This is a genomic window from Sphingobium sp., from assembly GCA_023266575.1.
In the GTDB taxonomy this organism is placed as follows: Bacteria; Pseudomonadota; Alphaproteobacteria; order Sphingomonadales; family Sphingomonadaceae; genus Sphingobium.
On record JAHFPV010000019.1, the window covers coordinates 1 to 17,599 of the forward strand.

19 protein-coding genes and 1 pseudogene are annotated in these 17,599 nt (G+C 63.3%); 12 read left to right on the top strand and 8 right to left on the bottom strand.

All coding sequences use genetic code 11. The features are described 5' to 3' along the window. A pseudogene (locus Q0D44_RS15950) lies at positions 1 to 84 on the top strand (integrase catalytic subunit); the annotation flags it as partial. A 189-nt stretch (positions 85 to 273) separates the two neighbouring features. Here the strand turns inward: Q0D44_RS15950 and Q0D44_RS15955 are convergent. From Q0D44_RS15955 to Q0D44_RS15970, 4 genes are read right to left on the bottom strand one after another with little or no spacing between them, the layout of a single operon-like run. Beyond that, entirely contained in the window at positions 274 to 1,089 is an 816-nt protein-coding gene (locus tag Q0D44_RS15955) for a sulfite exporter TauE/SafE family protein (RefSeq protein ID WP_294137947.1), read from the bottom strand. Continuing rightward, on the bottom strand, positions 1,086 to 1,493 hold the full coding sequence (locus Q0D44_RS15960; protein ID WP_294137948.1) for a DUF6691 family protein: 408 nt from the start codon (positions 1,491 to 1,493) through the stop codon (positions 1,086 to 1,088). The genes Q0D44_RS15955 and Q0D44_RS15960 overlap by 4 nt, the downstream gene beginning before the upstream one ends. After that, on the bottom strand, positions 1,493 to 1,930 hold the full coding sequence (locus Q0D44_RS15965) for a YeeE/YedE thiosulfate transporter family protein (RefSeq protein WP_294137949.1): 438 nt from the start codon (positions 1,928 to 1,930) through the stop codon (positions 1,493 to 1,495). The genes Q0D44_RS15960 and Q0D44_RS15965 overlap by 1 nt, the downstream gene beginning before the upstream one ends. Continuing rightward, complete coding sequence (locus tag Q0D44_RS15970) at positions 1,927 to 2,844, bottom strand: MBL fold metallo-hydrolase (RefSeq protein WP_294137950.1); 918 nt, start codon at positions 2,842 to 2,844, stop codon at positions 1,927 to 1,929. Before Q0D44_RS15970 ends, Q0D44_RS15965 begins: the two co-directional genes overlap by 4 nt. A 101-nt stretch (positions 2,845 to 2,945) precedes the next feature. On the opposite strand from Q0D44_RS15970, the gene Q0D44_RS15975 reads away from it, so the two are divergent. Next, the gene (locus tag Q0D44_RS15975) at positions 2,946 to 3,569 is read left to right on the top strand and encodes a peroxiredoxin (protein WP_294137951.1); all 624 of its coding nucleotides are present in this window, start codon (positions 2,946 to 2,948) and stop codon (positions 3,567 to 3,569) included. Next, on the top strand, positions 3,566 to 3,949 hold the full coding sequence (locus Q0D44_RS15980) for a metalloregulator ArsR/SmtB family transcription factor (protein WP_294137952.1): 384 nt from the start codon (positions 3,566 to 3,568) through the stop codon (positions 3,947 to 3,949). The genes Q0D44_RS15975 and Q0D44_RS15980 overlap by 4 nt, the downstream gene beginning before the upstream one ends. 59 nt (positions 3,950 to 4,008) lie before the next feature. On the opposite strand, the gene Q0D44_RS15985 is transcribed toward Q0D44_RS15980, so the two are convergent. Further along, positions 4,009 to 4,803 carry a hypothetical protein gene (locus tag Q0D44_RS15985; RefSeq protein ID WP_294137953.1) on the bottom strand — a complete coding sequence of 265 codons (795 nt, stop codon included), beginning with the start codon at positions 4,801 to 4,803 and terminating at the stop codon, positions 4,009 to 4,011. A 131-nt stretch (positions 4,804 to 4,934) separates the two neighbouring features. On the opposite strand from Q0D44_RS15985, the gene Q0D44_RS15990 reads away from it, so the two are divergent. From Q0D44_RS15990 to Q0D44_RS16025, 8 genes are all read left to right on the top strand, one after another. Next, the gene (locus Q0D44_RS15990) at positions 4,935 to 6,191 is read left to right on the top strand and encodes a glycosyltransferase (protein ID WP_294137954.1); all 1,257 of its coding nucleotides are present in this window, start codon (positions 4,935 to 4,937) and stop codon (positions 6,189 to 6,191) included. Beyond that, positions 6,188 to 7,126 (top strand): hypothetical protein, encoded by a 939-nt coding sequence (locus Q0D44_RS15995; RefSeq protein ID WP_294137955.1) that lies wholly within the window; start codon positions 6,188 to 6,190, stop codon positions 7,124 to 7,126. Before Q0D44_RS15990 ends, Q0D44_RS15995 begins: the two co-directional genes overlap by 4 nt. After that, positions 7,123 to 7,668: a DUF2141 domain-containing protein gene (locus tag Q0D44_RS16000; RefSeq protein ID WP_294137956.1), complete on the top strand. Its 546-nt coding sequence runs from the start codon at positions 7,123 to 7,125 to the stop codon at positions 7,666 to 7,668. Before Q0D44_RS15995 ends, Q0D44_RS16000 begins: the two co-directional genes overlap by 4 nt. 3 nt (positions 7,669 to 7,671) lie before the next feature. Beyond that, positions 7,672 to 8,847 carry a glycosyltransferase gene (locus Q0D44_RS16005; protein ID WP_294137957.1) on the top strand — a complete coding sequence of 392 codons (1,176 nt, stop codon included), beginning with the start codon at positions 7,672 to 7,674 and terminating at the stop codon, positions 8,845 to 8,847. A gap of 121 nt (positions 8,848 to 8,968) precedes the next feature. Then, a complete protein-coding gene (locus Q0D44_RS16010; RefSeq protein ID WP_294137958.1) occupies positions 8,969 to 10,066 on the top strand; it encodes an endonuclease/exonuclease/phosphatase family protein in 1,098 nt (365 codons plus the stop codon). Beyond that, positions 10,066 to 11,238: a TonB-dependent receptor gene (locus tag Q0D44_RS16015; RefSeq protein ID WP_294137959.1), complete on the top strand. Its 1,173-nt coding sequence runs from the start codon at positions 10,066 to 10,068 to the stop codon at positions 11,236 to 11,238. Before Q0D44_RS16010 ends, Q0D44_RS16015 begins: the two co-directional genes overlap by 1 nt. Before the next feature lie 15 nt (positions 11,239 to 11,253). After that, a complete protein-coding gene (locus Q0D44_RS16020) occupies positions 11,254 to 12,747 on the top strand; it encodes a phospholipid carrier-dependent glycosyltransferase (protein ID WP_294137960.1) in 1,494 nt (497 codons plus the stop codon). A 204-nt stretch (positions 12,748 to 12,951) separates the two neighbouring features. Further along, positions 12,952 to 13,734, top strand: coding sequence for an SDR family oxidoreductase (locus Q0D44_RS16025; RefSeq protein ID WP_294137961.1), 783 nt, complete (start codon positions 12,952 to 12,954; stop codon positions 13,732 to 13,734). Between the two features lie 47 nt (positions 13,735 to 13,781). Here the strand turns inward: Q0D44_RS16025 and Q0D44_RS16030 are convergent, their stop codons facing one another. From Q0D44_RS16030 to Q0D44_RS16040, 3 genes are all read right to left on the bottom strand, one after another. Continuing rightward, positions 13,782 to 14,534: an SDR family NAD(P)-dependent oxidoreductase gene (locus Q0D44_RS16030; protein WP_294137962.1), complete on the bottom strand. Its 753-nt coding sequence runs from the start codon at positions 14,532 to 14,534 to the stop codon at positions 13,782 to 13,784. A gap of 36 nt (positions 14,535 to 14,570) precedes the next feature. Next, the gene (locus Q0D44_RS16035) at positions 14,571 to 16,133 is read right to left on the bottom strand and encodes a cytochrome P450 (RefSeq protein WP_294137963.1); all 1,563 of its coding nucleotides are present in this window, start codon (positions 16,131 to 16,133) and stop codon (positions 14,571 to 14,573) included. 362 nt (positions 16,134 to 16,495) lie between these two features. Further along, the gene (locus Q0D44_RS16040; RefSeq protein WP_294137964.1) at positions 16,496 to 17,032 is read right to left on the bottom strand and encodes a TetR/AcrR family transcriptional regulator; all 537 of its coding nucleotides are present in this window, start codon (positions 17,030 to 17,032) and stop codon (positions 16,496 to 16,498) included. Between the two features lie 247 nt (positions 17,033 to 17,279). Between Q0D44_RS16040 and Q0D44_RS16045 the strand changes: the two genes are divergently transcribed. Continuing rightward, on the top strand, positions 17,280 to 17,597 hold the full coding sequence (locus Q0D44_RS16045) for a 2Fe-2S iron-sulfur cluster-binding protein (RefSeq protein WP_294137992.1): 318 nt from the start codon (positions 17,280 to 17,282) through the stop codon (positions 17,595 to 17,597). Positions 17,598 to 17,599: the final 2 nt, after the last annotated feature.

The following is a 17,599-nucleotide window of genomic DNA, read 5'->3' on the forward strand; positions in this document are numbered from 1 at the left end:
ACGGCGACACCGCCATATCCGGCCTCCGGTTCCGCTTCGCTCCACCTCCGTCCGGATATGGCGGCGATGAGCTTAATGCACTAACAAACCAATCGGTCCACTCGGTGGGGGCAGATCAGAAAATCGCGCTGCGACGCTCCACCGTAGATACGCTGATCACGGGAGATGCATCGATCCTCCAGCATCCCAAATTTGTCGAACAGGGCTATGCCAAGGGTATGCGAGACGGAAGCGACGTCTCCTATCAACGGCCGCTATCGCTAGATACGCCTGTTACCCTGTGGTGACTATACCGCTTGTCACACCAGGCAGAAAGGCAGCCGCGCTGCGCCAGAGCATGTAAAGCGCGACGATGAGGATCAGCCCGGCAAAGACCTTGGTCAGCCGCCCGGTCTTCCCCCCCAGCGCCTCGGCCATTCTGGTGCCGCCGATGCTGCCCGCAATACCACCGACAACGAACACGGCAGCCAGCGGCCAGTCGATCAGCCCGGAAAAGGCATAATTGGCCGCCGTCGTCAGGCCGAAAGTAGTGACCGCGACCAGGGATGTGCCGACTGCCATCAGCATCGGCATCCCCGTCGAAGCCACCAGCCCCGGCACGATCAGGAAACCGCCGCCAATGCCAAAAAAGCCGGAAAACAGCCCGGACCCCAAGCCATAGGCGACGACTTTTGGCGCTTTTTCCCGATCGCATTGCGCCCCCGGATCACCTGGATTGCCGCGCCCCTTCAGCATCAATACGCCGACCAGCAGCATCACCAGGGCAAACAGCGCCAGCAACTTGTCACCATCGACCATCTTGCCAAATGTCGATCCGGCCAGCGCGCCAACGATGCCCGCCGCCGCGTATATGCCGCCGCACCGCCATTTGACATGATGGGCGCGGGCGTGGTTGGCCAGGCCCGCCGCTGCGTTGGCTGCAACGGCCAATGCGCTTGTGCCGATCGCGACATGGGCGTTGGGCACGCCGACCAGATAGACCATCAGCGGCACGGCAAGGATGGAGCCGCCCCCGCCGACCAGCCCCAGCACGAAACCGACCAGTCCACCCGACAGGCCGCCCAGCAGATATTGGGTTGTGTCCATCATTGCGTGGTGAAGCGATGGATCGCTATGCCGCCCAACATGGCCAGCACGAAGGGTGCGACGGCTCCCGGAGCCAGCGCCAGGCTGGCAATGGCAGGGCCGGGACACAGGCCACCAATGCCCCAGCCGACGCCGAACAGGATCGCGCCCAGCGCCAGCTTGCCGTCGATCGCGCGCGTTTCGGGGAGAGCAAAAGCCTTGTCGGCGAACGGGCGCTCGATCCGTTTATGGACCATCCAGGCCAGCGCCATCGGGACAATCGCCCCGCCCATCACGAAAGCGAGCGTCGGGTCCCAGGCACCGAAGAGATCAAGGAAAGCGCGCACCCGCATGGGATCGGCCATGCCTGAAATGGCGAGTCCGGCACCGAACAGCGCACCAGACAATAAGGCGATCATGATCCGCATCAGATCATTCCTGTCAGACGCATCAGCGCCACGGTTGCAAAGCCGCTACCCATGAAGAGTGCCGTCGCCAGGATCGAGCGCGGCGACAGGCGCGACAGTCCGCATATGCCATGGCCGCTGGTACATCCCGATCCGAGCCGCGTGCCATAACCAACGATCAGGCCAGCGATGATCAGCAGTCCGGTGGCGGGAAAGGTCGCGGGAACACAGCCCGCCAGCAGCGCCACGAGGAAGGCGCCCAGTGGCAGACCGACAATAAATGCTATCGCCACACCACGCGGCGCACCGCCCGTCGACAGACCGGTGGCCCGTGCCGCAAGCCCGCTGACCCCCGCGATCCGCCCCAGCCCCAGCAGCATGATCGCCGCCGCCAGCCCGATCATCAACCCGCCGATCAGGCCCGCAACCGGCTGCGCCTCTGGAAATCCGGGGATCATAGCTGGTTCACCGGGATTTTGAGGTAGGTGACGCCATTGTCGTCGGGTGGCGGCATATGGCCCGCGCGCATATTGACCTGCACCGATGGCAGGATCAGGCGCGGCATGGCCAGCGTGGCGTCGCGCGCCTCGCGCATGGCGACGAAATCATCCTCGCTAACGCCGTCATGCGCATGGATATTGGCACGGCGCTGCTCGGCGACGGTGGTTTCCCAGACATAATGATCGCGCCCTTCGGGCAAATAATCATGGCACAGGAACAGCCGGGTTTCAGGCGGCAATTCCAGCAGACGGCGTAAAGACCGGAACAGGATACGCGCGTCGCCGCCGGGAAAGTCGGCGCGGGCGGTGCCATAATCGGGCATGAACATGGTGTCCCCCACGAACACTGCGTCACCGATGACATAGGCGACGCAGGCGGGGGTGTGACCCGGCACATGCAGTACCGTAACAGCCAGATTACCGATCATGAACTGGTCGCCATCAGCCCAGAGATGATCGAAGTCCGACCCGTCGCGCTGAAAATCAGCACCTGCATTGAACAGCGAACCGAATGTTTCCTGCACTTCGCAGATATGCACGCCGATCGCGATCTTTCCGCCCAGCTTCTGCTGGAGGTAGGGCGCAGCCGAGAGATGATCGGCATGGGCGTGGGTTTCCAGATGCCAGTCGACGGTCAGCCCCTGCTCTTCCACATAGGCGATGACCGGATCGGCCGCCTGATGCCCGGTTCGTCCGGCCGCGGGATCATAGGTCAGGACGCTGTCGATCACGGCGGCGCGGCGGGTTTCGCCGTCATGGACCACATAGGTCACGGTGAACGTCGGCGCGTCGAAGAACGCCTTGACCACCGGTACGCCGTTTTGGGCGACACCTACCTGGACACAGGCATTGGCAAGTGCAGGGTCCGCCACGCGACTCTCCTTTGATTTCATATTTACATGATATATGTATATATATAATGTGCAACAGTCAAGGGCTTGCCACATTCCTCTGACGATTGCAGGAAAGTGCCATGAACGACGTCACGACCGCCCGCCCGAATCCGCTCCGCATCGGCTCCCTTGCGCCCGATTTTCGCGCGCGTTCGACCATGGGTGATTTTCAGCTGTCGGCGCTGCGCGGCCAGTGGGTGATCTTCTTTTCGCATCCGGCTGACTTTACCCCGGTATGCAGCACTGAATTTGCGGCCCTTGCGCGGCGGCAGGCGGATTTTGCGGCGCTCGACTGCCGGTTGGTCGGCCTGTCGGTGGACAGCCTATATGCCCATATCGCTTGGGTTCGGGCGTTGCGGGACCTGTTCGACGTCCAGATCGGCTTCCCGATCATCGAAGACCCCAGCATGGCGGTGGGCCGCGCCTATGGCATGATCGACGAAGATGCGGCGGACAGCATGACGATGCGATCGACCTTCTTCATCGATCCGCAGGGCGTGATCCGCGCAATCACGGCCTATCCCCACAATGTCGGTCGATCGGTGGACGAGATGCTCCGCCTGTTACACGCATTGCAACAGGTCGATGGCGGGACCAGCCTGACGCCCGAAGGCTGGGCGCCGGGTCAACCCACATTGCTGCCTGCTGCTGAAAATGCCGACGCTGCACCCGACTGGTTCTGTCGGCTGGAGGCCCAGCCATGAGCGCTCTTTACGAGGATCGCGACGCGGCGGCGGCTGCGGCCGAAAAGATCAAGATTTTCGCCCAGTCTCAGCGCCTGATGATTCTGTCCTGCCTGTTGCGAGGCGAACGCAATGTTGGCGAAATCGCCGACATCACCGCCATCGGCCAGCCCGCGCTGAGCCAGCAGCTGGCCGAATTGCGCCGCGCCGATCTGGTCCAGACGCGCAAGGAGGCCAAACAGGTCTGGTACAGGCTGGCAGATGAGAATGTGGCACTATGCGTGCGCAATATAGAGGCGATGTTCGGCACTGTTGGCAGCCCGATATTGCCCGCTACTGGGAACATGGTTCCGCCTATGCCAGCAGCCGACGGCGTGGCAGGCTTTGCCCGCATTCTGTGACAAGGGCGCTGGAGGCGCAACAAAATCGGGCAAGGCGCTTATTCCTGCTTGCGACCATTTCAGCGGATTTCGCTCGCCGCGATGATCGACTGGCCTCGCATGATCGACCAAAGGCGATGGGGGGTCTTGGGGTCCCAGTCGATCGCCTGACCTTCTGTGGCAATGGGAATGGTGGCCAACAGCTCCAGCGTCGATCCGGCGCTTGGCAGGCGCATGACATATAGCTCCGGCCTGTCGTGGCCCGTGACATAAAGTTGCCCGTCCGCGCCCCAGCTCATGCCCGAACAGCTGAAAGGGGCAAAGCGCGCCAGCACCTCGGCGGGAAACAGCCAGCCACGCAGTTGCCGGAAATCATCGTCAAGCTCCACCAGCGTCGTGTAGCGATGGTCGCGGTCGGCCTCTTTGCCCTTCCCGTCATAATTGGCGAACATTGCCCACCATGTCCCGTCATGCCGATCAAGCGCGGTCAGCGATCCCGGCCCCATGCCCAGGCTGATGCTGCGGACATGGCGCAGGCTTTTGGTATCGAAGATTTCGATGGCGCTGGTCTGCGGCACGGCGGGATAGTTGGACGCCGCGCATATCAGTTCACTGCCCACGATCGTGCAGCTGTTCATATGCGGAAACAGTCTCCGGTCGCCCTTCCACTGCGCGATGCGCACGCCGTCGCTGATCCGGTACTTGCCGATCCGGTCATTATCGATGGCATAGATATGGACGCCATCGGACGCGACGCCCTGCCGCGCTTCCTCGGCGGCTATGCGCAGGGTAACCGCCCCGCTGGTCGCAGGGGGCGGCGATGCTGCGACGCCCTGAACGGCAAGCAGCACTGGCAGGATGAGGGGCGCAAACATGACCGACCTATATCCCGATATTTGTGACGGGTTCATGATGGGTGCAATCATGACATGCCGTTCGTCCAGACTTCATCATTCCGTCACGAATAGTGCATCAGCCTGTTATGAATGTCCGACATGGGCGGGTCATGCAGTGCTTCCGTCAGCCGCTATCGCCGACCGATAAAGCTATCGTCGATAGCGATTGTGAAGCCGTTTCGCCGCCGCACGTCCTGGTCTTTCTTCATGCCCCCGGACCGGGCGGAGTCGAACGCATTGCGCTGCGGCTGATCACCGGCTGGCGGCGGGCCGGGATGGACGTGCGCCTGATGCTCGGCGATCCGGCAGGGCCGATGCAGCATGACCTGCCGCCCGGCAGCGCCACCCAATATCTGCCATCCTGGCCGCTGATCGGTCGCCGTCTGGCGAGCCTGCGCCTCCTGATCGCCACCTTGCGCGCCATTGATGCGCACCGTCCCAACATTCTGTTTTGCGCCGGCAATGTCTATGCGATCGTCGCCGTGCTGCTGAAATTGCGGCTTGGTCGGCGTTGCCCGCTCATCCTTGCCAAGGTCAGCAATGATCTGATGCGATCCGACATGCCGGCGATCATGCGACCCTTCTATCGCCTCTGGCTGCGCATACAGGGCAGGGCGATCGACCATTTCGCTGCCCTGTCCGATCCCATGGCGCGGGAAGTGGCGGCACGGATGCGCGTCGATCATGCGCGCGTGCATGTCGTGCCCAATCCGGTGCTGGCGCTGACCGATCTGGATGCCGTTGCGGCACCGCCTGCATCGTCAGTGCCGCGACAGGGCAGGCACTTCGTGGCCGTCGGTCGGCTGGAGCGGCAGAAAGATTATCCGCTGATGCTGCGCGCCTTCGCCAAGGGCAGCGGGTCGGACGACAGGCTGACCATCTTCGGGGAAGGCCGTGCGCGTGTCCCTCTCGAACGTCTGGCCGACCGCCTCGGCATCGCGGCGAAAGTGAATTTCGCCGGGTTCAGCACCGATGTTCGTCGCCAATTGCCGCACCATGATGTGCTGCTGCTCTCATCCCGCTATGAAGGGCAGCCTGGCGTCGTGGTCGAAGCACTGGCGTGCGGGCTTCCGATCATCGCCACCCGCTGTTGCGCGAGCATGTCGCCGCTTTTGGACGATGGCGCGCTCGGCACGCTGATCGATGGCGGCGATGAAGCCGCGTTCGCCGATGCCATCCGCACCGCGCACCGGGACAGGCAGGACCGCCCGCGCGCCCGCGAAAAGGCTGCGGCGTTCACCATCGAACGCGCCGTCCCCGCCTATCGCGCGCTCTTCCATCACATGCTGGCAACGCCCCCGCACCGACGGCGCGCCACCCTTGCCAGGCCCCGTTCGCAATCCCCTCTGGAGGCGCAGCTATCATGAGCCATGCCGATGCCCTTTCCCCGCTGATCCATGCGCCGGGCACAGGCGCGATGCTGGATCCGACCCCGCTCGTGCGGTCCGGCCGCAACTGGACGGCATGGTTCGGCCCGCTCATCTCCTTTGCGATATTGGCTGTCGTATTCGTTCAGATCGGCTCGTTCGATTTTCACAAGCTTATCGCCATGCTGCCGCGCACCCCGCTTTTCTGGCTGGTGTTCGCCGTGACATACAGCCTGACGCCGCTATGCGACTGGGTCATCTTCAACCGGCTATGGTCGATCCCCGCCGGTGGTCTGTCGGCCCTGTTCCGCAAGCGGATCAGCAACGAGCTGCTGCTCGGCTATGTCGGCGACGTCTATTTCTACGCCTGGGCGCGGCGGCATGTGACGATGACCGGATCGCCCTTTGGCGCGGTCAAGGATTCAGCGATATTGTCGGGCGTGATGGGCAATATCGTCACGCTGGCGATGCTGCTCTTCACGCTGCCGCTCCTGTCATCGCTGCGCCTGGCGATGGACGGGCGGGCGCTGGGGATATCGCTCACCATCCTTGTCGTGACCTCCTTTGGTCCCATCCTGTTCAGTCGCAAGGTTTTCAGCCTGCCCTGGCCGGAACGGCGGATGGTGGCGGGCGTGCATCTGGCGCGGATCATCGCCAATGTGCTGCTCTATGCGACATTGTGGCACCTGCTGCTGCCCGATGTCGCATTGAGCTGGTGGTTCATGCTGTCAACGCTGCGGCTGGTCCTGTCCCGCCTGCCGATGGTGCCGAACAAGGATGTGTTGTTCGCGGGCGTCGCGGTATTCCTGGTCGGGCGTGAGCTGGAAATTGCTGAGGTTTTGGCGGTGATCGCCAGCCTGCTGCTCGCCGCGCATCTGCTGGTCGGGCTGATCCTGGGTCTGAGCGGCCTTGTCAAACAGCGGAGGCAGGCATGACTAACCTGACCCTTTGGGCGATCAGCATCATGGCCGCTGCGGCAGTGCCGACCATCCCCTCGACCCCTGATCTGGGTAAGGCGGAGGCGCGCTGCCGCCCCGGCGAAAACGGCCCGTCCTTGCTGCTCGACATTGTGGGCCTCAAGGATCGCGAAGGCCGCCTGAAGGCGGAAGTCTATCCCGCCAACGATCAGGACTTTCTTCAGGACGACAATATCCTGATTTCTCAGGGCAAGATTTTCCGCCGGGTCGAGGTGCCCGTCGGGCAAGGCTCCACGCAAAGCGGCTATACCGCGCAAATATGCGTTCGTGTGCCGGGGCCGGGCCGTTATGCAGTCAGCGTGCTGCATGATCGCGACGGCAACCGGAAATTCGGGCTTTCGGTCGATGGCGTCGGTTTTGGCGGCAACCCGAAACTGGGCATGGGCAAGCCCAAGGCCGCGTCGGCCACGCTGGTCGTCGGCACCGGCCCTACGCGCCAACGTATCATCATGAATTATCGCCGGGGATTATTGTCCTTCGGCCCGGTCAAGGCGCTTTAGGCTATGCGGATCGTCGATATATGCGCCTTTTACGCGCCGCAGGGCGGGGGCGTCAAAACCTATGTCCGGCACAAGATGCTGGCCGGCCCGGCGCGCGGGCATGAAGTCATCATCCTTGCCCCCGCCGCGCAGGCGCATGTCGAATATTTTGGCGATCACGGGCGCATCGAATATGTGCCGGGGCGCCGCTTCCCGCTCGACGGGCGCTATCATTATTTCCATGACGAAGCAGCTTTGCACGCCCGGCTGGACGCCCTGCGTCCCGATCTGGTGGAGGCATCGACGCCCTGGGGCAGCGCATCGATGGTCGCCAACTGGCGCAGCGATGTGCCACGCAGCCTGATCATGCACGCCGATCCGCTGGGCAATTACGCCTATCGCTGGTTCCGCAGCCTTGCCAGTCGCGAACAGATCGATCGCGGGTTCGACTGGTTCTGGCGACACTTGCGCCGTCTGGACGCGCGCTTCGATCATATCGTGTGCGCCAGTGACGAACTGGCGACGCGGCTCGCCAATGGCGGTTTGCGGCATGTCGTCACAAACCGCATGGGGGTTCAGCCCGGCATATTCTCGCCCCGGCACCGCGACCCGGATCTGCGGCGACGGCTGCTGCAATGGTGCGACCTGGATGATGACGCGCTGTTGCTGTTCGGCGCGGGCCGTCACGCCCCGGAAAAACGGTGGCCGATGATCATCGAGGCCGTAACCGCCTGCGGCTTCGATCGTCCGGTCGGCCTCGTCATTGCAGGCGATGGCCGCGCGCGCGCCAGCGTGCAACGCGCAGCTGCCGACAACCCGCATGTCCGGCTGATGGCGCCGGTCACCGACCGCCATGCCTTTGCCAGCCTGCTCGCCAGCGCCGACGCGCTGGTCCATGGCAGCGAATCCGAAACCTTCTGCATGATCGCGGCAGAGGCGCGGGCCAGCGGCATTCCGATGTTCCTGCCCGACGGCGGGGCGGCGGCGGATCATCTGGTGCCGGGCGCCGGCCATCATTACCGCGCGGCGGACGCATCCAGCCTGGCCGCCGCCATTCGCCTGTTCCTGACGCAGGGACCAGCGGATCATCTTGCCAACGCCCGCGCCGCGGCCGCCGATACGCGCACGATGGACGCGCATTTCGCCGATCTCTTCACCCTCTATGAAGGCACCAGACGGAGCCTTCCGCTCGCTGCATGACAATTACTGGTCGGATCAGTGACGCGGTCCGCCTTCGAACTTTCATCATATTGCAGTGCGGAAGAAACGCGCACGACTCATTGGCGGGCTATGAGCACGCCAGCCATTGGGGGGCATCATCATGTACAAGACTATGCGAGCCATGCTGTTTGCAGGGCTGGTCAGTTTCGTCGCAACCGGATCGACCAGCAGCAGCCTGCCATATCGTCTCGATATGGCGCAGCTATTGCCGGACGGCGGCAATACGACGCTCTCCATGATGACCTATAATATCAAGGGTTTGCCCTGGCCGCTCGCTTTTGATCGGGATGCGGCGCTGGCGCGGATCGGCGGGCGTCTGCGCGCCCTGCGGCAACGGGGGCAGCAGCCCCATATCCTGGTGTTGCAGGAAGCCTTCACGCCGCAGGCGGCAGAGATTGCGCGCACGTCGGGCTATCGGCACATGACGTTCGGACCGGATCGGCTGATGCGCTCGCCCATCGCGCCTGCGACGGCGGATCAGGCCTTTCTTGCCGACGCCCGGTGGGATCGTGGCGAGGCGATGGGGAAACAGACCGACAGCGGCCTCATCATCCTGTCCGATTATCCGATCGTGCGCGTCCAGCGCCTGGCCTTCCCTGATTTCGCCTGCGCCGGGTTCGATTGCCTCGCCAACAAAGGCGTGGTGATCGCCGACATACAGGTGCCTGGCGAAGAGAAGCCCGTCGCCATCGTCAATATCCACCTCAACGCGCGCAAGGCGTCGGGCGTCTCCGTGGCGCGATCGCTGGCGGCCTATGCGCGGCAGGTCGATCTGACCGCCCGCTTCATCGCCAGCGCCGTCCCGCGCGACCGCACATTGATGATCGGCGGCGACATGAACATTGGCGGCAACAGCGATCGCACGCGCATCTTCTTCGACAGCTTTTCCCGCCATGGCCTGTCATTCGTGGCAGCTGAGCAGGGCGGCGCGCAGCTTGCCCTGCAACAGGCTGCGATCCCCGTTCCGCAGGCGCGCGATGACCTGATCCACGCGACCCAGCGCCGCAAGGACTGGATCTTCGCGCGCGCCGGGCGTGGCACCGCGCTCGTCGTAAAGGGCGCGCATGTGCCGTTCGGGTCGGAACCTGATGGTCAGCCGCTCTCCGATCATTTCGGCTATGTCATCGCCTATGACCGCCAGCGCTCGCAACTGGCGCTGGCCGATGCCAGCCCTGCCCAAAAAGGCGAGTATCGCTGATGCGCGGCCTGCATCTGCTCGGCCTGGCCTCGCTGGCGCTGCAAGGCGGCACGGCATCGGCACAGGACATATTCGTCGATCAAAGCATCAGCTTCACGCTGAAGCCTGCGATCCGGCGATCACCCCTGCTGGAGGCGCGCAGGACCAGCCCGGATTATGGCTGGATCGGCGCGATCCGTCCGCTGCCCGGTGATGAGCCAGACCATGTCGTGGCCCTGCGCCTCCAGCGCCAGAGCCGCCGGTTCATCGGGGCGCAGGCGGACATTGCACTCCCCTTGGAGACATCGGGTTACGACCACCGCCCGCGCAGCCGCACGAGGATGTTGTCGGTCGAGGATCATTTCTCCCTTTCCGATCAGGTCGCGATGACACTGGGCTTTGCCGGACTGAAAGTCAGCAACCGCAATGCCAATGTGACGATCGGTAGTGGTGACGATCGGCTGCGCGCGCGCGACTGGTTCCTGCCCCACGCCGTCGTCCACTACCGACCCACGTCTGCAATCACGCTGTCGATGAACTATGAAGAAGCCATGCGCGCCTATGGCGATACCGGCTTTACCGGCCCGCTTGGTCTTTCGCGCCCCGATTTCGAGGCTTTGCGCCGCTCCCTGCGCCCCGAAAAAAGCCGGATCGCGTCGATTGGCGGCCAATGGTCGGGCGGGGACATGATGGTGACGACCAGCCTCTATCGCGCCGACATCCGCAACGGCCTGTCCTTTGCCGACCGCGCCTATCTGCCCACCAATATCGGGTCTGCCCGCCTGTTGGGCGTGAAGATGATGGCCCGGCACCAGCTGACGCCGCATCTCGACTGGTCCGTTCGCTATCAGCAGGCAGCGGTGGACACCATGACCGGGCGATCCGTGCAGGAACGGGAAATGGCCCTTGCCGCCGCATGGACCAGCGGGGCGTGGCGTGTCGCGGCACAGGGATCGCGCACCGGCCGCGCGGCCCTGGCTGCTCTTGGCACCCAGCAATCGCCCCTGCGCGCCGAAGGCAGCATCGAATATACGCCCGTGCAACAAGGTCGCCAGCGATTGCGCCTTGCCGCACGCTTCATCAATCCCAGCCGCCTTGTCAGCATCGGCCTGTCCGGCCCGACGGCCATGGGTAGCCTCCATGCCGTCGATCAGACCCGCGCCGTCATGTTCAGCGCCGACATGGGCTGGTAAGCAACCAGCCCTGTGATGACCAAGGCTGTCCGCATACCTCCCCTGTATATTTTCCTGCTGTTGCTGGCCATATTGCTGGGCATTGCGGCCCTCCGGCCGATCGACCATGATGAAGGGCAATATGTAGCCGCGGTAGCATTGATGCGATCGGGCCTGCCCTATCGCGATTTCGCCTATCTCCAGACTCCATTGCAACCCCTGCTCTTCGCGCCGCTGGCCCGGCTGTGCGAGGGCTGGCTGTTCCTCGCGCTGCGCGCCGTCAATACCCTGTGTGCAGCGGGGGCGGCGGCGCTGTTATACCAGACCGTATGTCGGGTGGGAGGGTCGCGGCGCAGCGCCGGGATTGCGGCCATGGCGCTCGTCACCAGCCATGCTTTCCTGTTTGCGGCCACGGTCGCGCGGAACGATGCCCTGCCTCTATTCCTGCACATGGCCGGTCTCGCGCTGCTCATCGACGCGCTTGGAAACGCTCGCCGTCCGCTATTCTTCATGCTGGCCGGGCTTCTACTGGGCGCGGCGGCTTCGGCGAAGATCAGCTATGGCCTGCCCGCCGCCGCCATCGGCCTGTTCGCGCTGGTCAATATTCGACGGCTCGGCCCGATGAGCGTCCTCGCACTGGCGGCGGGCGGGATCGCGGGTGGATTGCCGACCCTGATCCTGTGGGCGATCGCACCGGATGCGGCCTGGTTCGGCATCATCGACTATAGCCTGAAGGCGCCGCTGGAATGGCAGATGCTGAACCAGCGCACCTATATGGTGGAAACTCCGCTCAGCGCACTACGGCTGCTGCGGTTTCTGGCGCAGGGATCGGCGCTGCTGGCGCTTGTCGCAATTGGCGTGGCCGTCCTGCGTCGATCCGCGAAATTCTCCATGACGACAGCTCTGCTCGACAGCGTGATCCTAGCCGGGTTGATCGCGGCGTGGCTACCCCGGCCCATTTATGTGCAATATCTGGTGCCGCTGCTGCCCGCGCTGTTTCTCCGCTTCGGCCTGATGCTGGACGATCCCCGCTGGCCGCGCCCCGCCGCGATCGCGGCCCTGATGCTGTGCATGGTGGCAGGCACGGCCGAAACAGCCATCCGTATCGCCCCGAACATCGCGCGCGCCCACAGTCCCATCCTGTCGGTAACCCATAGTGCCCATGCGATCGGGCAAAGCGTGCGCGCCGCAGGCATCACAGGCCCGATCGTCAGCCTGGCCCCGGAACGGGTGGTGGACAGCGGCCTTCCGCTCGATCCGCGCTTTGCCGCCGGACCCTTCCTGTTCCGCACCCGCAACCTGCTCACCCCGGCGCAGCAGACTGCCTTCCATATGCTGAACGGCGCAAGCATCGCGAACGGCCTGACCCGTCAACCCCCCGCCGCGATCGTAACCGGGCAGGAAAGCGCGCCGTCCCCCGCCAGTCCGAAGGGTCTCGATTCATCCCTGATCGCTTGGGCACGCGCGCATGACTATCGCGCCGCAACGCTGCCGTCGGGGGAGGGGACGCTATATCTCCGGCCGGAATGAGATAGTCACTCGCTCACTCGCTATCCAGATAACGTCTCGCTGCGTTCCGCACTGGCGATGCGCGCACGCTGAGGCGATAGGCTGCGCCTGTCGCGGCCTCGCCATCTTGCCGAAAACTTCCTTTCCATCTATGCGACTATGAATCGCATAACTGTAATGGAAGAGGAAGAGTGAATGGGCATCCCCGACGTGAGCGGACGTTCCTTGTCCGACCTATATTCCCTGCGCGGCAGGAGCGCGGTCGTGACCGGCGCGGCCTGGGGATTGGGCAAAGCGACCGCACGCCGCTTGGCTGAAGCCGGGGCGTCGGTGCTGATCGCCGATATTGACGGCGAAGCGGCCACTGCCTGCGCGCAGGAACTGGACGCACAATTTGAGTCCCGCATCATCGCGGTCCAGATGGACGCGGGCGACCCATCCGCGATCAAGGCGACAGTGGACCTGGCCGTCCGCGAATTTGGCCAGATCGACATCTGGGTCAATAATGCCGGCATCCCCTCCTTCGTGCCTCTGCTCGACCTGGAGGATGCCGACTTCGACCAGGTGATCGCGATCAATCTGAAGGGCGCTTTCATCGGCGCGCGGGAAGCGGCGCGATCCATGATCGGCGCTGAACGGCCCGGCGTGATCGTCAACGTCGCGTCGCTTGCCGGTGTCATGGGCATTTCGGCGGGGCAGGCGGCCTATTGCGCCTCCAAACATGGCGTCGTCGGCCTGACCCGGCAAATGTCGATCGAACTCGCGCCGCACGCTATCCGCGTGCTGGGTGTTGCGCCGGGTTTCTCGGTGACGGAAAAGACGATGTTCCTGGCTGAACTGGACGAAGACGCGCTCAGCCAGATTCCCATCCCCGGCATCGGCGGCAGTCGGCTGGGCCGGGTTGGCGTGGCCGACGATATTGCCCGCGCCATCCTTTTCTGCGCGTCGGACATGGCCCTGTTCATGACCGGTAGCACGCTGTTGCTGGACGGCGGCATCGCGGCCTAGATGTGAAGATGCAGGCGGTGTGACGACCGCCTGCATCGCGATCTGCCTCAGCCGATGAACATGCCCCCATTCACCGCCAGAACCTGTCCCGTCACATAGCTGGCGCCATCGGACGCCAGATATTCGCAGGCTGCGGCAATATCCTTCGGCGTTCCGGCGCGCGGGATCGGGATATGCTGCGCGATGACTTCCAGCGGCGGGAAGGTGCCAGCGGCAATGCCCTGTTCGGCCATCGGCGTCGCCACGACCGAAGGAGGTATCGTGTTGACGGTAATGCCATGCGCCGCCAGTTCCCGCGCCAACGACCGCGTCAGGCCGATGACGCCGCTCTTGGCTGCGGCATAATGGGCGCGATCCATCGCGCCGGACTGCGCCGCCTGCGAGGATATGGTGATGATCCGGCCCCATTTGGCCGCCCGCATGTCGGGCAGGGCGGCCTGCACGGTGTGGAACACGCCTGTCAGGTTGATGTCGATCATCCGCTGCCAGATATCGACCGAAATATCGTCAAAGGCGATTCCTTCGGAAATGCCAGCATTGGCGATGACGATCGCGATCGGGCCAAGTTCCGCGCGGATCGCAGCATAGGCGGCATCGATGCTGGCGCGATCGGAAACGTCCACGGTCCGGGCCAATATGGTTGCCCCTTCCTCCCGCAAAGCGGCCGACTCGCGCAACAGCGCGGCGCGTTGCAGGTCAAGCATCGCGACCGGATGCCCCTTACGCGCGAACAACTGGCAAATGCCAAGGCCGATGCCCGATGCGCCGCCAGTCACGACCACGACTTTGTTGTTGGTCATATCTCTCTCCATGTGCCTGAAAAATGCGACCCGGCGTCAGATGAGCGCAAGGTCGGCATCCACTGCGTCCAGCGCGTCATCGCTAAACTGTCCGGGGGCAAATTTCTGGACGGACCGCAACGTCATCCCCTTGGCCATCGCCAGCCGCTTGTCCTGGCTCATGCCGGGGAAATGGCGGTCGAGGATGGCCAGGCTGGAGGGGTTGGCCAGCAGGTCGCCAATCTTGGTCTTGGCGGTCGAAAAACCGCTGCGTTCGCCCTGCGGCAGGGCCGCGGGCTGAGCCGTGACCGACGCGGCCTTGTCGACCGTCAGGTCGACCCCCTGCGCTGGCGTCAGCTTGACGTGCAACTCCGACAAGCCACGAATGATGAAGCTTGGCTCGAAATCGAGCGTGCGCTGCCCGCGTGGACCGTGCTTTTCCGCATCCAGGTCGATGTCGGACGTGTACGCCAGCATCTTTTCCAGGATGATCCGCACTTCCACCCGCGCCAGCGGCGCACCGGCGCAGACATGCTTGCCCCGACCGAACGCCAGATGTTCCTTGATCTTTGGCCGATCGAGAACAAGATCGGTCGGATTCTCCCACCGTTGCGGATCGCGATTGGCCGCTGCGAGCGCGACCAATATCTTGGTTCCCGCCGGCACTGCCCGGTCACCGATCTTCGTGTCCCGGCGCGCCAGACGCGCGGTCTGCTTGGTCGATCCTTCCAGCCGCAGCACTTCTTCCAGAAATTGCGGGATCAGTGACGGATCGGCGCGCAGGCTGTCCTGCAGGCCCGGCTGATCGGTGATGTAGCGCATGGAATTGCCCAGCAGCTTGGCGCTGGTATCCTGCCCGGCACCGAACAGGAATGTCGCCATCTTGACCAGCTCCAGCATGTCGGGTTCGCTGCCGTCCGGGAAGGTCGAATGGGCGAACTCGGTCAGGATGTCCTCCTGGGGGTTCTGGCGGCGATCCTGGATATAATTGGCGAAATAGCCGCCCATCACGACCAGCGGATGGTTGGGCGAACTGAAATCATTTTCGCCCGACTCCAGGCTTCCGGGCGGCGGCGCGGCCTCGATCACGTCCATGAACATCTGGCGATCGGCGGCGGGCACGCCCAGAAGGTCGGCGATCACCAGCGTCACGAACGGCGTCGCGACCTCCTGGATCAGCTCGCACCCGCCCTTGGCCGTGATCGTGCGGGCAATTTCGTCGGAATAGGACTGGATGAACGCCTCATTGGCTTTCAGCCGCGATGGCGTGAACAGCTTGTTGAGCAGCGATCGCATCCTTGTGTGGAGATCATCGTCATAATTGACCAGCAGGTCGCCGCCCAGAAACTCGTCGCGATGCGCCTCCACCTGCGCCGCAATGTCGGACCCTTCAGGGGTGAAGGGCAGGGGGGCAGCCGCACCCTGCAAGCCGATGATCGCTGAGAAATCGGCATTATTCCTCAGCACTTCGAGCGTTTCGTCAAAGCCGGTGACGATCAGATAATCCTTGCCGGGCGGCTGGTAGATGGGGCCACGGGCGCGCACTGCCTCGAAAAAGGAATAGGGGTCCTTCAGGATTTCATAATCCGTGAAATAGTCGCGTTCTTCCAATGGCGTCATGTGCCCACTCCCAGTTTCGACCGTCGATGCGATCAATCTATGCGATTTATAGTCGCATAAACTGTCGCGCTCCCATGCGTCAAGGCACGATACGAGGCGTCGCGGGGGCGATGGAGTAGGGATTGAAAGCTGTCGTCAGGACCGCGCTTGGCATCTTGACGGCGCAGGTGTGACAATCTATGCGATACATTGTCGCTTAGGTGATCCGGCCCGCGCCGTGACGCTCAGCACAAGCATTTCGATTGCGCGGTCCTCCCCAAGAGTACGTGCATGACTGCCGCGCGCCTTTGATGCTTTTCATCAAAGGCGCGCGGGCCTTATCGGACCCTCGATAATGGACCTTAAGCTGAAGCGTTGAGCGATTAGTCGCCCGCGCGCGGACGTCGCGGCGCGATCACCGCCGACTCCACCAGTTCGTGCATGATGTCGGCAACCGCCTCGGACGAATATTCGCCCTCGTCCTGCTTGAGCCACCAGGACAGGGTTTCGACGATCAAGGTGGTGCTGCAAATCACCGACAATTCTTGCGGCAGCCAAGTCGGATAATCGCTATATTCGGCCGCCAGCGCCATCGACAGCTGCATCAATTCTTCCCGCATCGCGCCGCCAGCCCCTCCGGTCAGCAGCGCGCGCCACAATATCCTGCGGGCGGCGACATAGTCGCACAGCGCCAGAAATCCCTTGTGGCTGTAGCCATGGGCAAAGGATATGGCGACCAGCCGGTCTATCTCATCCTGCGCTACATGGTTCAGCAAGGCTTCCTTGTCGGCATGATGGCGGAAAAAAGTGGCGTTATGGACCCCGGCCCTGGCGCATATCTCGCGCACGGTGATCTGGTCGAATGCCTTTTCCGTCAGCAGATCGAGCAGTGCCTGTCGCAACGCCGCGGCGCTGCGCACCTGTCTGGGGTCAGTGCCTCTTGACGCGCGCACCTCTGGCAATCTATGCGAATCAGTGTCGCTTATATGGGCAGGCTTCACCACTGGCTGCGCTGACGATCCATGTTCCGTCTTTTCCTGTTTCACCACACCACTCCTGCCTCCCATTTTGAAGAAGCAGCTTGCGCCGTCCGTCAACGAAAAAATGCGTGTGGCACGATCGGCAGCAGCGTCAGCCGCCACCAGAACCATAATAGAAGAGCAAATCATGCCTGAAATCCTGGTAACCGATCGCGCCGGTCAACAGACCGCGGTGGAAGCAACGACGGACCGGACGCTGATGGAGATCATCCGCGACGCCGGTTTTGATGATATGGTCGCACTATGCGGGGGATGCTGCGCCTGCGCGACCTGCCATATCCATGTCGACCCGGCTTTTGCAGACAGTCTGCCGCCTATTAGCGCAGACGAAAACGACCTGCTCGATACCTCGCCGCATCGCACCGCCGGGTCGCGCCTGGCCTGCCAACTGTCCTTTACGGAGGCCATGAATGGGCTGCGGGTCGCAATCGCGGCAGAAGATTGATG